The sequence below is a fragment of the Halalkalibacter alkalisediminis genome, assembly GCF_028610705.1.
GTDB classification, from domain to species: Bacteria; Bacillota; Bacilli; order Bacillales; family Bacillaceae_D; genus Halalkalibacter; species Halalkalibacter alkalisediminis.
This window is the reverse complement of record NZ_JAQQWT010000011.1, coordinates 27,073-42,048: the sequence shown is the minus strand read 5'-3', so window position 1 is coordinate 42,048 and position 14,976 is coordinate 27,073. Positions and strand designations below refer to the sequence as shown.

Annotated in this window: 15 protein-coding genes; all 15 read left to right on the top strand. The window is 37.4% G+C overall.

Features of this window, described 5'->3' with window-relative positions; genetic code table 11:
* The first annotated feature begins 418 nt into the window (after window positions 1-418).
* The gene (gene truA, locus PQ474_RS15330) at window positions 419-1,153 is read left to right on the top strand and encodes a tRNA pseudouridine(38-40) synthase TruA (RefSeq protein WP_273844996.1); all 735 of its coding nucleotides are present in this window, start codon (window positions 419-421) and stop codon (window positions 1,151-1,153) included.
* A 153-nt stretch (window positions 1,154-1,306) separates the two neighbouring features.
* Entirely contained in the window at window positions 1,307-2,359 is a 1,053-nt protein-coding gene (gene desA, locus PQ474_RS15325) for a Delta(5) desaturase DesA (RefSeq protein WP_273844994.1), read from the top strand.
* A gap of 166 nt (window positions 2,360-2,525) precedes the next feature.
* The gene (locus PQ474_RS15320; protein WP_273844992.1) at window positions 2,526-3,662 is read left to right on the top strand and encodes a sensor histidine kinase; all 1,137 of its coding nucleotides are present in this window, start codon (window positions 2,526-2,528) and stop codon (window positions 3,660-3,662) included.
* A complete protein-coding gene (locus tag PQ474_RS15315) occupies window positions 3,659-4,258 on the top strand; it encodes a response regulator transcription factor (protein WP_273844988.1) in 600 nt (199 codons plus the stop codon). The genes PQ474_RS15320 and PQ474_RS15315 overlap by 4 nt, the downstream gene beginning before the upstream one ends.
* 286 nt (window positions 4,259-4,544) lie before the next feature.
* Window positions 4,545-4,988, top strand: coding sequence for a GNAT family N-acetyltransferase (locus PQ474_RS15310; protein ID WP_273844984.1), 444 nt, complete (start codon window positions 4,545-4,547; stop codon window positions 4,986-4,988).
* 411 nt (window positions 4,989-5,399) lie between these two features.
* Window positions 5,400-5,714, top strand: coding sequence for a hypothetical protein (locus PQ474_RS15305; RefSeq protein ID WP_273844982.1), 315 nt, complete (start codon window positions 5,400-5,402; stop codon window positions 5,712-5,714).
* A gap of 42 nt (window positions 5,715-5,756) precedes the next feature.
* On the top strand, window positions 5,757-6,230 hold the full coding sequence (locus PQ474_RS15300; RefSeq protein ID WP_273844979.1) for a hypothetical protein: 474 nt from the start codon (window positions 5,757-5,759) through the stop codon (window positions 6,228-6,230).
* A 35-nt stretch (window positions 6,231-6,265) separates the two neighbouring features.
* Window positions 6,266-7,360, top strand: coding sequence for a glycosyltransferase family 4 protein (locus PQ474_RS15295; RefSeq protein ID WP_273844976.1), 1,095 nt, complete (start codon window positions 6,266-6,268; stop codon window positions 7,358-7,360).
* Window positions 7,361-8,134: a HipA family kinase gene (locus PQ474_RS15290; RefSeq protein WP_273844975.1), complete on the top strand. Its 774-nt coding sequence runs from the start codon at window positions 7,361-7,363 to the stop codon at window positions 8,132-8,134. It abuts the gene before it with no gap.
* A gap of 181 nt (window positions 8,135-8,315) precedes the next feature.
* Window positions 8,316-9,656 (top strand): cytochrome ubiquinol oxidase subunit I, encoded by a 1,341-nt coding sequence (locus PQ474_RS15285; protein ID WP_273844973.1) that lies wholly within the window; start codon window positions 8,316-8,318, stop codon window positions 9,654-9,656.
* Window positions 9,653-10,669 (top strand): cytochrome d ubiquinol oxidase subunit II, encoded by a 1,017-nt coding sequence (locus tag PQ474_RS15280; RefSeq protein ID WP_273844972.1) that lies wholly within the window; start codon window positions 9,653-9,655, stop codon window positions 10,667-10,669. The genes PQ474_RS15285 and PQ474_RS15280 overlap by 4 nt, the downstream gene beginning before the upstream one ends.
* 14 nt (window positions 10,670-10,683) lie before the next feature.
* Complete coding sequence (cydS, locus tag PQ474_RS26645; RefSeq protein WP_390186174.1) at window positions 10,684-10,785, top strand: cytochrome bd oxidase small subunit CydS family protein; 102 nt, start codon at window positions 10,684-10,686, stop codon at window positions 10,783-10,785.
* Between the two features lie 2 nt (window positions 10,786-10,787).
* Window positions 10,788-12,509: a thiol reductant ABC exporter subunit CydD gene (cydD, locus tag PQ474_RS15275; RefSeq protein ID WP_273844969.1), complete on the top strand. Its 1,722-nt coding sequence runs from the start codon at window positions 10,788-10,790 to the stop codon at window positions 12,507-12,509.
* A complete protein-coding gene (gene cydC / locus PQ474_RS15270) occupies window positions 12,502-14,220 on the top strand; it encodes a thiol reductant ABC exporter subunit CydC (protein ID WP_273844967.1) in 1,719 nt (572 codons plus the stop codon). The genes cydD and cydC overlap by 8 nt, the downstream gene beginning before the upstream one ends.
* A gap of 224 nt (window positions 14,221-14,444) precedes the next feature.
* Window positions 14,445-14,963: a hypothetical protein gene (locus PQ474_RS15265; RefSeq protein WP_273844965.1), complete on the top strand. Its 519-nt coding sequence runs from the start codon at window positions 14,445-14,447 to the stop codon at window positions 14,961-14,963.
* Window positions 14,964-14,976 lie beyond the last annotated feature (13 nt).

Sequence of the window (14,976 nt, the reverse complement as noted above, 5' to 3'; positions counted from 1 at the left end):
AAAGCACCTCCTTCTTTGGTAAAGTGCAATAGTCAAAAAAACAATGCCACTACAAGAAGAGGTGCTTTTACTAAAATAAAAAAAACACTCAAATGAGCAATTACCCACTGAACTTTCAGCTGCAGTTTCTGTATTGAATTTTTCGCAACACCTGAGAAATGAATGTATAAAATTTTTCCATTGATTATAGCAGCACCTGTAAACGTAACTCTAATGAATGAAGGCAAATAAGGGTAAACATTATCTACATATCAAAATGACATGCTGATCGGCCAACGATCAGCATGTCATTTTTAAACTTGAAAATCTAAGAACAGGCCAACCTACAGAGGGTACAATAATTAGCATAAGCAATCCTTTTAGGATAAAATGGTTGTTAGTCGATCTAGAAGATTACGTATTAAATAAGGAGAAAATAATGAACAATTATAAATTAACCATTCAGTACGACGGCGCACGCTATAAAGGTTGGCAGAGACTCGGGAACGGTGAAACGACCATTCAAGGGAAAATAGAAAATGTTTTGTCGGAAATGGTAGGAAAACCAATTGAAATTATTGGCTCTAGTCGAACCGACGCTGGGGTACACGCTCTCGCTCAAATAGCCAATGTGAGACTAGGTGGTGACCTGACTGAATCAGAAGTCCAAACATACCTGAATAAATATCTCCCTCATGATATTAGCATTACCGCTGTCCAATTAGTTCCTGAACGGTTTCATGCTCGTTATAACGCCAAGGATAAAACGTATTTATATAAAATTTGGAATGAGGCATATACCAACCCATTTATGCGAAAGTACAGTACGCATGTGGAAAAGAAATTGAGTGTTTCAATGATGGAAAAAGCAGCTAAGCACTTTCTCGGAGAACATGATTTCACCGCTTTTTCAAATGCGAAATCAAAGAAAAAATCAATGGTTCGGACGATCTATGCGATTGATATTGAAGAGAATGCGGGCTTTATCGAGATCAGAGTCAGGGGAAATGGTTTTCTTTATAATATGGTGAGAAAAATGGTGGGGACGTTGATTGAAATCGGATTAGGTGAAAAAGAGGTAGATCAAGTGCCAAGCATCTTGCAATCAAAGGATCGAAGTCAAGTCGGTTTTGCGGATGCAACAGGGCTTTACTTGGAAAAAATTGATTTCTAACACTCGCACTTTTATAAAAAAGGACAAGAGATATGACATTTGTCATATCTCTTTGTTGACGTTCATGACTTCTTGGTATCCTCAAGTTCCATTATCATAGAGTTAATTAGTTTTTTACAAATGATAAATTCGGATCCTTTCAAGGAGGAAATTATGAGTAATCAAAAATTAGCTCAACTTAAAAAAAGTGTGGCACCATTTGAAAAGTCAGATGTTAAAGCGAGCATAAAGCAAATTATAAATACAATCCCACCATTTTTCTTATTATGGTTTCTAGCGTACCAGAGCTTAACGGTCTCAGTCTGGTTAACTCTTGCCTTAGCCGTAGTAGCAGCTGGGTTTGTAGTTCGAATCTTTATTATTTTCCATGATTGTACACATGGATCGTTCTTTAAAAACAAAAAGGCAAATAGTATCCTTGGTACAATTACGGGGATTATTACATTATTTCCATATGAAAAGTGGAAGCGTGAGCACTCGATTCACCATGCAACAAGTGGTAACTTAGATAAGCGTGGTGTTGGTGATGTATGGATCATGACGGTAGATGAATATGCGAAAGCACCTTTTAAAGAAAGATTGGCTTATCGCATTTATCGTAATCCAATTGTGATGTTTGGACTTGGACCGCTTTATTTATTTTTAATTACAGGTCGCTGCAATCGTAAAGACGCAAGAAAAAAAGAAAGATTAAATACGTATTTCATTAATGTTTCTGTTGTAGTCCTTTACTCTTTAGTCATCTGGATTATAGGTTGGCAAGCATTCTTGCTCATCCAAGCACCGATTCTATTCGTAGCGGGTGCTTTGGGCATTTGGTTATTTTATGTGCAGCATCAGTTTGAAGACTCTTATTTTGAAGATGAAAAAGAGTGGGATTATGTGAAGGCTGCTGTGGATGGTAGCTCGTTTTATAAACTACCAAAACTTTTACAATGGGTGACAGGGAATATAGGGTATCATCATGTTCATCACTTAAGTCCAAGAGTTCCAAATTATAACTTGGAAAAAGCACATGATACGACACCACCATTACAAAAAGCGACAACGATCACAATGGGTACTAGCCTACAGTCGATTCGTTTCCGCCTATATGATGAGAATAGAAAAACGTTTGTTACTTTTAATGACGCGAAGGCGCTTATTTCAAAATCAAAACCTGGCGTAGAGCTTAAGAGTAGACGAACGAGCTTGCAAGGAAAATAAAGAAATAATTAAATAAAAAACGAAAAACCGTTCAACTTTGGATTGAAGGGTTTTTCGTTGCAAAGAGGGGCTTTTTTTAATGAGGTATAGGAAGATAATGGATAAAAGTGTATGATAAAGAAAAATGGGCTCATTTTAAGATTATAAAAAAAGAGAGGAGGCTATTATGCAAAGTTGGTATAATATCTTTCCCAAAAATACAGGGTTAAGCATTTATGTCTGGATTATATTTTGTTTATTGCCCTTCTATTTTATATTTAGATCCTCTTCCGCTATGGAAATTATTTTTGGGATTATCATGATTTTGATATTTTTTGTTGCCTATCGATTATCCTTTATTTCCAAAGGGTGGCTCGTTTACTTATGGGTAGGAATTGAGATGGCTATTAGCATAGGAATGACTTTATTTTACGGATATGTCTATTTTGCCCTTTTCCTAGCTTTTTTCATTGGAAACATCCAAAGTAGAATTGGTTATTTTACGTTATATGTAGTTCATCTGCTTACAACGATTATTGCAGTAAGTTTGAGTTTCTTCACACAAAACGATTTATTTTTTGCTCAGTTTCCTTTTATTATTATTTCTGTAATAGGTGTCATTCTGTTGCCATTTAACACGTATAATCGGAACAAACGTGAAAAGTTAGAAGGGCAATTAGAAGATGCCAATAATAGAATTTCACAGCTAATGGTGATGGAAGAACGTCAGCGTATTGCGCGTGATTTACATGATACTCTCGGTCAAAAATTATCACTAATTGGGTTGAAAAGTGATTTAGCTAGAAAGCTAATTGAGATCAATCCTGATTCTGCAAAAGTAGAACTTAGTGACATCAACCAGACGGCACGAACCGCTTTAAAAGAAGTAAGAGAAATGGTGTCTGATATGAGGGGCGCCAAATTAGAAGATGAAATGATCCATGTACATCAAATTCTTAAAGCAGCTGAAATGGAATTCATCTTTGAAGGGAATGCCAAGCTAAGAAACACTCCTTTATATGTTGAAAATGTAGTAAGTATGTGTTTAAAAGAGGCTGTAACCAATATTATAAAGCATAGTCAAGCTACTATTTGTAGAGTGAGTATCCACGAATCGCCCGCTGAGTTACAAATCCTTGTACAAGACAATGGGGTAGGGATTTCGAATATCAATGAACCTCCTAAAGGACATGGCCTAAGAGGAATGAGAGAGCGGTTGGAGTTTGTTAATGGTAGTTTAGACATTGTCACATCAGAGGGAACCATTCTTGATATTCGTGTACCGAATATTGTCTTAGCAAATGAACAGGGGGGATTGAAGTGATTCGAATTGTTATTGCCGAAGATCAGCGGATGTTGCTTGGTGCTCTTGGCTCTTTACTGGATTTGGAAGAGGATATGGAAGTGGTCGGTAAGGCGAGGAACGGGGAAGAGGCATTATCTTTAGTGAAGCAACTCCAGCCTGATATTTGCATCATGGATATTGAGATGCCTGTAAAAAGTGGACTTGATGCGGCGGAAGAAATGGTCGATCAACCTTGTAAGGTCATTATTCTAACAACGTTTGCTCGTGCTGGATATTTTGAACGTGCTCGCAATGCAGAAGTGAGTGGATATTTGCTAAAAGACAGCCCAAGCGAAGAATTAGCGAACTCTATTCGTACGATTATGGATGGCAGGCGTATTTACGCACCAGAATTAGTCGACCTTGCTTTTGAGAATAAAAATCCACTTACTGAGCGAGAAAAGCAGGTAATGGAATTAATTGCAGATGGAAAAAGCACAAATGAGATTGCGAAGGAGCTCTACCTTACTAATGGTACGGTCCGTAATTATATTTCTGTTATTCTCGATAAACTAGATGTTGGTAATCGAATAGAGGCCATTTCTAGATTTAAGGAAAAAGGCTGGTTTAAATGAAAGTTTTAATAGCAAATAGGCAACGGTCTTTTGAAAGGATCGTTGCCTGTTTACTTTACCTACATGATTTGATAGTAATAGAAATACATAACAAAAAATTATAACAAAATGAGGATCTCAAGTTTTAAGAGGACGTCACAAAAAGAAGTGTGGAGCCCTTGAGAGCTGAAAAAGGAAAAGGAAGGTCGTCAAACTGAAACTGAATCTGAAAAAAATTGTGCCAACAACAGATAGTGTTTCATAAACAGAAAAACAAGAATATTAAGAATAAAATAGGGGAAGTCAAATGGATGCATATCAAGCAAAAATGGAAGATTTAGAAGGTTTGTCAAAATTATTCAATTCATATCGCATGTTTTATCAGCAAACACCAGATTTGGATGGGGCAATCACTTACATAAAGAGACGCTTGGAAAACAAAGATTCTGTCATTTTTGTTGTGAAAAATGAACAGGATTATGTAGGTTTTACTCAACTGTACCCTACCTTTTCATCCATCTCTATGAAAAAAGCCTGGATTCTGAATGATTTATATGTAGATGTTCAAGACAGAAAAAAAGGAATAGGAGAAAGACTCCTACAAAAAGCTAGAGAATACGCGATTGAAACAGGGGCTATAAGCATTAGTTTGAGTACAGCCCAAACGAATAATGCTGCTCAGAGATTATATGAAAGGAACGGATACCAATTAGATTCGAAGTTTTATCAATATGAGTTAAGCTTGAGATGATTTTCTAATCTCTTAACCCGAAAAGAATGAGTTTCTATTCTATAATGTGTATATGAAAAAGCTTGGAATCACCCACCAAGCTTTTTTTGTATGTTGATTTCTACTATTTTTACCATTTTCTCGTTAGTAAGGCTTGAGCAAAATGTTCAATAATAACTGCTAACCTATTATTCCTTTTATATAAGACATTTACTATACCCCAATCTACAAATCACTCCCTGCCTGACTTTGTTCCATTCAAATAGAAACAAACACAAATTCCTAATATAAATAGACAGATAACGTTCCAACTATTTTACAAATCTATATAAATAATAAGAAGGAAACAATCAAGCTATTACTAGAGTAAATATGGATTCTAAAAAATAACTGATTGGTGTCTGAAAAAATAAAGGAAGAGGTGGCGACGAAATGAGTAAGATTAACTGTAAAAAAATTAAAAAGCAGGTTAAAAAAATTCAAGTAGAAAATTACGAAGACGAAGATGTTTCAGTCATTAATGAATCTGATTTAGAAATGATAGGGAAAGGAAGACAAGGGGCTGTTTTTAAAATTTCTGATGAAGTTTGTATGAAAGTATACGGGGACGTGGCCGACTGTGAACGAGAACGTTACGCGATGTCACTAGGTCAACATACATCACTATTGCCAAAGATCTATTGTGAAGGAGATAATTTTTTAGTAATGGAAATGGTGTATGGTGTTGATTTACGTGAATATATGTAATCCCAGCCATTAACTGAACAACTTTCTCATGAGCTTATTAAAATGTTGATCACGTTTAAAGAAATTGGCTATGAGCGTATCGATCATCATAAAAGACAAATCTATCTTCAGGATGATGGTTCATTAAAAGTAATTGATGTTGGTAGAACAGTTTGGAGAAATAGAACGTATCCGTATCCACGCAAGCTTTTGCAAAGTTTAGGAGTTGAATATAGAAATGTCTTTGTAGAGCATGTGAAGGAACTTGCTCCAGAGCTTTATGCGGAGTGGGAGTATTATATGAAAATGGAGGAGAGATCTAAAAATTTATATAATGTACTCGAAAATAAAGAAAAAGTTGATACAGAACAGCTTAAGTATGAGACAGATAAACTGTTAACAACAAAAGACTCTACTATGCATTATAAGAGTTTAGAAAATCTTGTTCGTAAAGTTGTGAAAGAACAAAGAAAGAGAGAAATAGCAAAGCAAGAAAAACGCAGACAAAATAATAAAGGTAAAAAGAAGATAGATTAAAAGTCAAAAGGTTGAGCACAAAGGATGTGAAATTGATGAAAATCTTAGTCATTTGGCGTCTCCTGACAGTCGGGGGGGTAAATGCTGGTTGGAGGAACCGAGCGATTTATTTTAAGAAACAAGGGATTACAACTGACTTCCTTTACACTAAGGATCTTGGCGGTATGCATATGATGGAGGATGTTGCTCAAGTATTTTTAACAAAGGACAAAGATAAGATTCATCAAATTATTCAAGAGAATCAATATGATGCGATTATCGTTGTCGATACAAGTCAAGCCTATACGTGGCTTAAGGAAACGAATTATAAAGGACCGATTATTATTGAAGCACGCACGCCTGAAATTACAAAATTAAAACAAAATTTGCAAGGGAAAGAAAAGGTTAATCCGGAGAAATTTATTGTCCCCTCTGATTACCAAAAAAGAGTTCTTTCAATACTATTAGATCAGTCAAAACCAATTGAAGTCATCCACAACTCTACGGATACTTTGTTTTTTCGACCACTTGACCTAGAGGAAGTGAATCGAAGCAATGAACCTAAAGTACCAGAGGGTAAAAAGATAGTTGCTTATATTGGTAGATTAGATCACCGAAAAAATTGGCGTTTATTTCTAAAGATTGCTGAAATGGTGTCTAAAGAAAGAAGGGATATTGAGTTTTGGGTAATTGGTGGAGATAGAAGTGTTGACAAGGATTTGTTCGAAGAGGAGTGGAAGAAGAAACAATTAACCGATGTGGTCAAATGGTTTCCTGTTATTCCATACCATCAAATGCCAACGATTTATGCCAAAATAAAGCACTCAGGTGGTTGTACCATTGCCACAACTCGGGCAGAGTCTTTCGGAAATACATTTATTGAATCCATGGCCTGTGGAGTTCCTGTTATTGCCCCTGATATATCTTCGATTCCAGAGATTGTCGTAAATGGTGAAACTGGTTATTTATATCGAGAGAATTATATAAGGGGAGCAGCTGAGCATATCTACCGAATTGTCGATCAACCACACAAATATGAAAAGCTTTCGAATTCAGCAAGAGAACGAGTTGAGAAATGGTTTTCTCTATCCCAATGTGCAAATAAATATATTGAAACTTTAAAAGACGTAACAAAAGGGGAGGGTGAATAAATGAAACCCATCTCTTACAAAAAACTCTTTGAAAGTAAAACGAATAATGCTCACCTTATTTCTTTCGATGATGGCAATGATTACGTCGTTAAATTGTACAAAGAATCTGAAAGCAAGGCTCTCATAAATGAGTGGATTGCCTATTGTATTGCACGTTTCTTAATGCTACCAATTCCATATTCATATCTAGTAGAAATCCCAATGGAGTTTTTTGAGGCAATGCCAAAGAGTGCAGACACCCAATTTACTTCTAAACAGTTTGCAAGTAAGTATATAGACAATTGTAAAAATGGACATGAAGTAAATGTAACGGACATCACGAACAACGCTAATCTTGCAAGCATTATCGTTTTTGATTATTGGTTATATAATATAGATAGAACACGGAAGAATATCCTGCTACAGGAAAGTACGCCTGGGAGTCATTATTGCTGGATTATTGACAATGCTGATAGCTTTGGATCATTATCTTGGACAACAAATGACCTCGAGAATCGTCCTCAAACGCTTATTGAGAGTGCGACTCATGAAATGCTCGCAAAACATGTGAAAAAAGAAGAAGACTTTAAGAAGGCCATTCAATTAATTCAAGTGATGCCAACGCAGTTACTCGAAGAAGTTGTCTCCCATATTCCGGAAGATTGGAATTTAACAACGGTTGATAAAAAAGAAATCATCAAAACGCTAAACTACAGACGTTACTTTACACTGCACCTGATCATTGAAAAATTTCTTCGCAAGGTATATCGTCCTCTTCATCGTAAGAATAGTTAAATACCTGCTAAGTAAGCAACTCTGAGTCCCATACTTAGAGTTTTTTGTTTTCACTCATAAAAAATTCATTAAATCCTCACTCTTTTGTAACTGAATCGTTTAATTTGTGATGTATTTCACATACATTTTGCATATACAATAACTATATCTCCATTAGAAACATATGTAGAGGAGGAAGAAGATGGAGTCTGTAGAATTGAGTCGCTATTTAACCATGTTAACCCTATCAGTACATGTTATTTTCGCTACTGTAGGTGTTGGGGTTCCAATTATGATTACAATTGCTCACTGGTTAGGTTTAAAGAGACAAGATGAGCATTATTTGTTGTTAGCTAAACGCTGGGCACGTGGCTACGTCATTAGTGTAGCTGTTGGGGTTGTTACGGGGACTGCGATTGCCTTGCAGTTAGCTCTGTTATGGCCACGATTTATGGAGTTTGCAGGTCAACTTGTAGCACTTCCTTTGTTTATGGAGACATTTGCCTTTTTCTTTGAAGCCATTTTTCTTGGTATTTACTTATATACATGGAATCGTTTCAAAAATCCGAAACACCATTTTTATTTGCTAGCCCCGGTCGTTTTAGGGTCAGCAATGTCTGCTTTATTTATTACATCAGTTAATGCGTTTATGAATGTACCGCAAGGATTTACGCTAATTGGTGGTCAGTTAACCAATATTCAGCCGTTGGTAGCAATGTTTAATCCAGCGATGCCGACGAAGGTAGCTCACGTCTTAACTTCTGCTTACATGACTACCGCTTTTATCTTAGCATCGATTGCGGCTTATCATTTATTGAAGGGGAATCGTCATGAGTATCATCGTAAGGCACTTGCTTTAACGATGAAGATCGCCCTTATCTTTTCCATTGCAACAGCACTTGTTGGTGATCTGTCTGGGAAGTATCTAGCAGAATATCAACCTGAAAAACTAGCTGCTGCGGAATGGCATTTTGAAACAGAAGGAGAGGCACCGCTTGTTCTTTACGGGGTGCTAACCGAAAAGAATGAAGTGAAATATGCGTTTAAGATTCCTTATGCCCTTAGTATTCTTGTACACAGTAACCCATTTGGTGTCGTAACAGGGTTAAATGATATTCCAAAGGAATACCATCCGCCATATGAAATTCATTATTTCTTTGACATCATGGTGACGATTGGAATTTGGCTTACTTTTCTTTCATTAGTGTATTTTATTGCGCTTTGGCGTAATTGGTCGTTTATCAAAACAAAAATTTTCCGTATTCTCCTTGTCACTTCTGGCCCACTTGCGATGATTGCGATTGAGGCAGGTTGGTGGTTTACAGAGGTTGGGCGACAGCCATGGATTATGAGAGGGTTTATGCAAACGGCTGAAGGAGCAACAGACTCTCCTCACGTAGGGATCATGTTCGTCGCTTTTGCTGTACTTTATCTCATTCTATTAATTGGAACAGCTGTCGTGTTAACGCGTATGTTCAAAAAGAATCCTGTTGAACTAGAGCTGGAGAAAGATTCTATTGAACAAAGGAGTGTAGCGAAATGACGCTTGAAGTGATCGGAATATCAGTATTATGGTTATTTCTGTTTGGCTACGTGATTGTAGCGTCGATTGATTTTGGAGCTGGCTTTTTTAATGCTTCAACAATCGTTACAAGAAAGCATCATATCGTAAACTCTGTAATCCAGAGGTATTTGTCTCCGGTATGGGAGATCACAAATGTTTTTCTTGTGTTTTTCTTTGTGGGGATGATCGGCTTTTTCCCAAAGACGGCTTACTATTTCGGTACAGTGTTACTTGTACCAATTAGCATCTCTATCATTTTGTTAGCTTTGCGTGGAAGTTATTATGCCTTTGGAACCTATGGGACAAAGGGGCATGTAGGGTATACGCTCATGTATGGTGTAACAGGTGTCCTTATCCCGGCTTCCTTATCAACTGCTTTAATTGTTTCACAAGGAGGCTTTATTCGTGAAACACCGACTGGTGGAATTGAGTTAGACTTCCTGTCTTTATTTACAAGTCCGTTTGCTTGGTCGATTGTTGCACTTAGTCTCGTTAGTGTGTTGTTTATTTCTGCTAGTTTTTTAGCTTACTATTCTTCTGTTGCTGAAGATATAGAGGCATTAAACTTGTTTCGTCGTTACACATGGATTTGGAGCTTTCCAACGATCGTGACAGCAATGGGAATTATTATTGAAATGAAATGGCATAACCCAACCCATTATGAGGGCATGCTTTCACTTTGGTGGCTGTTTGCTTTATCATTGGTTTGTTTTATTGCAAGCTTGTGGCTGTTGAAAAAGAGACATTATGGTAGGTCGTTTATTTTCGTCGTTTTACAGTTTGCTATAGCCTTTTATGCGTATGGGGTATCACGATATCCTTACTTACTCTATCCAAACTTAACGATTTATGATGGGTTTACAAATGAAACAATGGCTTACGCGCTAATTACGGCGTTTGTCTTTGGGTTTATGTTATTAATTCCGTCTCTTTATTTAGTGTTTAAATTATTTATTATGAATAAGCCTTATATTCAGAAAAGGAATTCTTAAAGGAGGAAGCGAACATGCACAATTTTTTACTGTTTTACGCACCGCTCCTTATCGTTGTAATGGCTATGACCGTTTCTTTTTTCGTTGCTGTAAAAAGCACGAAATATGAGGATTGATCATGAAGTCACTTCAAAAACTCGCTACAGCCCAAAAAGGAAAGTATTATGGTTTGCTTCTTTTGGCTTTTCTTTTAGGTAGTGTGATTCTCATACAGGCCTATCTGATTGTTTCGATTGTGGATGGACTTTTTATTGGTAAACAAACGTTTAATCAAGTATTTCCTCTTTTACTTGTTTTGTTGGGGGTTTTACTTCTCAGGTCGTTCATCTCTTATTGGACTGGTCAGATCGGTGTGAAAATGGCTGTGAATGTGAAAACTTCCTATCGAAAAAAGCTTATTAATGCTTTTTCCGGTCAGTCATTAACAGGGTCTTATCAAGGGCAATCTGGTCAAAAAGTGAGTGTGCTTTTGGATGCAGTGGATGAGTTAGACAGCTTTTTTAGTAAGTATGTTCCACAGAGAATGGTGACAACGATCGTTCCCATTATGATTTTGGTCGTTGTCTTTAGCCAACATCTGTATTCTGGGTTAATCATTGTCTTAACGGCACCATTTATCCCTATCTTTATGATCATTATTGGTCAATCAACGCAGCGTAAATCAGAAGAACAGCTCGATCGTTTGGCTGCTTTCTCGGGCCGTTTTCTTGATACCCTTCAAGGACTCGTTAGCTTGAAGTTATACGGACGCTCGAAACAATATAAAGATGTCATTAAGCAAAGCAGCTTGAATTTTCGTGATGCGACGATGAATATTTTAAAAGTGGCTTTCACTTCTTCTTTAATGCTCGAGTTTATCTCGATGCTGAGTATTGGTCTCGTTGCGCTAGAGCTTGGGCTGAGACTGGTGGTATTCAATCAAATGAGTTTTTTTACTGCCTTCTTTATTCTTTTATTAATACCAGAATTCTACGCTTCGCTTAAGGAACTAGGCAGTGCATTCCATGCTGGGAGAAGCAGTATGGGTGCTGCTGCCAAGATCGAAAAGGAGCTTGCGGTGAACGAACATATACCTGAATGGGGAGAGCGTGCTCTTCCTACAAAACCTGAATCGATAGCGTTGAAAGATGTACAGTTTCAATATGGTGAAAAAGGATTTATGCTAAAGGATCTCAACATCCATATTCCCTCATATGGTCAGGTAGCAATTGTAGGAAAGAGTGGATCAGGTAAAACCACTTTATTACATGTAATAGCAGGTCTTCTGCCACTTTCAGTAGGTAAAGTATTTGTAGGGAGCGAGGATCGTTCTGTTTATAAGGAAGAAGAATGGTTTAGGCACATCAGTTATATAACGCAGCATCCTTTTTTATTTTCTGGTACGATTGCTGAAAATATAGCTTTTGGTGTCGATGCGACAATGGACGAGGTTGAGAGTGCAGCAAAGAAAGCAGGTATTGAGGATCTAATACAATCCTTGAGATATGGCTATGACACACAAATCGGTGAAGGGGGAAGAGGGCTTTCTGGTGGTGAAAAACAAAGGATTGCGTTGGCACGAGCCTTCTTAAAGAAACCATCGATTATTCTTTTCGACGAGCCGACAACAGGTCTTGATATATTCACTGAGCAGATTCTTCAAAGGTCCATCCAACAATTAGCTCAAAACTCAATGGTGATTACAGTTGCCCATCGGCTGCAAACGATTCAACAAGCTAATCACATTTTATTTATGGAAAACGGAGCCCTATTAGCACAAGGAACACATAAAGAATTAAAGGCTTCTCATTCACCATATCGAGAGCTTTTCTCTTTGCATGAGGAGGGGCAAAATGAGTGAGCTTCTGACCATCGTTCGTTTGATGATTAGTCAAAAAAAAGATGTGATTTTATCAGTAGTGTTTGGGTATATAGCTGGAATAGCCGCTGTTGGTTTATTCGCGGCGAACGGCTACTTAATTTCGCGGGCGGCACTTGAACCACCTCTTTATGTTCTCATTACAATGGTTGCCGTCGTGAAAATAGGAAGCTTTATACGAGCAATCAGCCGATATGCGGAACGTTACTATTCCCACCGGGCTACATTTACGATGCTAAGTGAGTTACGTGTCTATTTCTATGAGAAAGTAGAGCAGCATGCGCCGAGTCTTTTTCATAAGTATCGTAGCGGAGATTTATTAGCACGCATTGTTGGAGATGTGGAAAGCCTTCAACACTTATTTCTTCGGGTTTTTTATCCACCAATTATTATGATTACCGTTTTTGTAAGTACGATTTTATTTGTTTCTTTCTATTCGATGAAGATTGTGGTGTTACTAGTAGTTGGCTTGGCTTTAACAGGCTTGATTATTCCGGCATGGTTTGCTAAGAAACAGAAGAAAGTAAGCAATCGCCTCCGTGAAGAACGAGCTTCTTTGTCTACTGAAGTAACGGAGTGGTTTTATGGATTTCGGGAACTGAAGATTCACCAAAAATTGGAGGATAAAGAACAACAACTCGTGAATGCTTCAAATCAGTATATTTTTGAACAGCAACGAGAAGGGACTCAAGGAAACGTTAATCAAGCAACGAATGTGGCTATAGCGTTAGTAATATCGTGGGCTGTGTTAGCTATGGGTGCTTTTTTAGTCGCTCATGGGAATTTGGACGGCGTTTTCTTAGCCATGCTCGTTATGGTTAGTCTAACCGTGTTTGAACATTCAACACCAATGGCGGTGTTTCCCATTCACTATGAAGATAGTGAAAGAGCAGCGAAAAGGTTGAATGCGGTAATTGAGAGTGAAGATGAAGAGCAAGAGCAAGTTCAAACGAAGGAGATCACAAGTGGGCCTCCGACCGTTAAGCTCAATGAAGTGTCCTTCTCATTTCCTAATGACGATCGTAACATATTAAGTGACGTCAATGTGGTGTTACCAGCAGGTTCAAAAACAGCCATTGTCGGTCCAAGTGGATCAGGGAAATCGACATTGTTGCAGTTACTGTTAAAATTATACCCTGCTACTGCAGGTGAAATAAGCTTAAGTGGAGTACCAGTTACTCACATTGATCAAGAGAACCTATGGCAAAAAACCAATGTCGTACTTCAAGAAAATCACTTCTTTTTTGGTACGATTAAAGATAACTTGTTGCTACAGACAGATAATTGGTCAGATGACGAGTTACAACAGGTATTAGATGCGGTTCAGTTAAAGGGATTCTCATTAAAAGATACAGTGTTGGAAAAAGGACAAAATTTGTCTGGCGGTGAAAAGCAGCGACTCGCCATGGCTCGCGCGCTTGTAAAAAATGCTTCGTTTTGGATTTTAGATGAGCCAACCTCCTCTTTAGATTCTTGGACGGAACAACAAATTTATGAACTTTTGTATCGTCAGGCAAAAAACGATACGGTGGTTCTGGTCAGCCACCGCCTTGCAGGGTTAGAGCGAATGGATCAGATTATCGTAATGGATCAAGGGAAGATTGTTGAGAGTGGAACTTTTAACGATTTGATCAAGATGAAAGGTTATTTTTACAAGCTTAAGCAGGTGGAGAAAAGCATTCTCCTATCATAGCTATGCTATTGGGTTGCGAGTGCTGTTGGTATAAAAACACTTTAAACCGAAAAGGAATTAGCGACAAGATTTAAGAGTAAGGTGAAGGGAGGGAGCAACTTATGTGGTTGTTCCCTATTTTCAATATCACACTATTTTGCCTCTTAATGGCTAAAAGAGTAAAATGTTAAACTGAGTAAAGAATATTTGAAAAGGAATGTTAGGTTGAAAGAGGAGGAGAGTTTTTGTTTGATCCAACGATCTTCGAAAATTTAAAAGTGGCGTTTGAAAATCACATTTATGATTTAGATAATATTACAGGTCAAATAGAAGTTATCAACAGAAAAGATTATTTAGATATGGCTGTTATGTCGAGAGAACTGGCACTAGAATTCAAGTTAATGAGTCAAAATAAAGTCAGTGCTGAAGTCGTTTTAAAAGCTGGATTAAAAGATTTATCTGCAGAAATATTGGAAACGCCAGGCACTGACCCTGGTTGTACATTACTTATCTACTTTTATAAAAAAGTAAGGAATGTAACGTTAGAATGTCAACAAATAGATACAATCATCGAGAAAATTTGGAAGCCTGTATTAAAGCCAACACAAACATTGAGCTTTACATATAAAGAAATGCCTAATCTGTATTTAAATAAAATAGAATTAACATTTAACCGACTCATCAATGAAGAGCAGATCGGTGATATTCCTGAACTGATCGATCATGTGATGCAAACTCTTTTAGCTCTAAATAAAGTAGGGTGAGAAATTTATAATG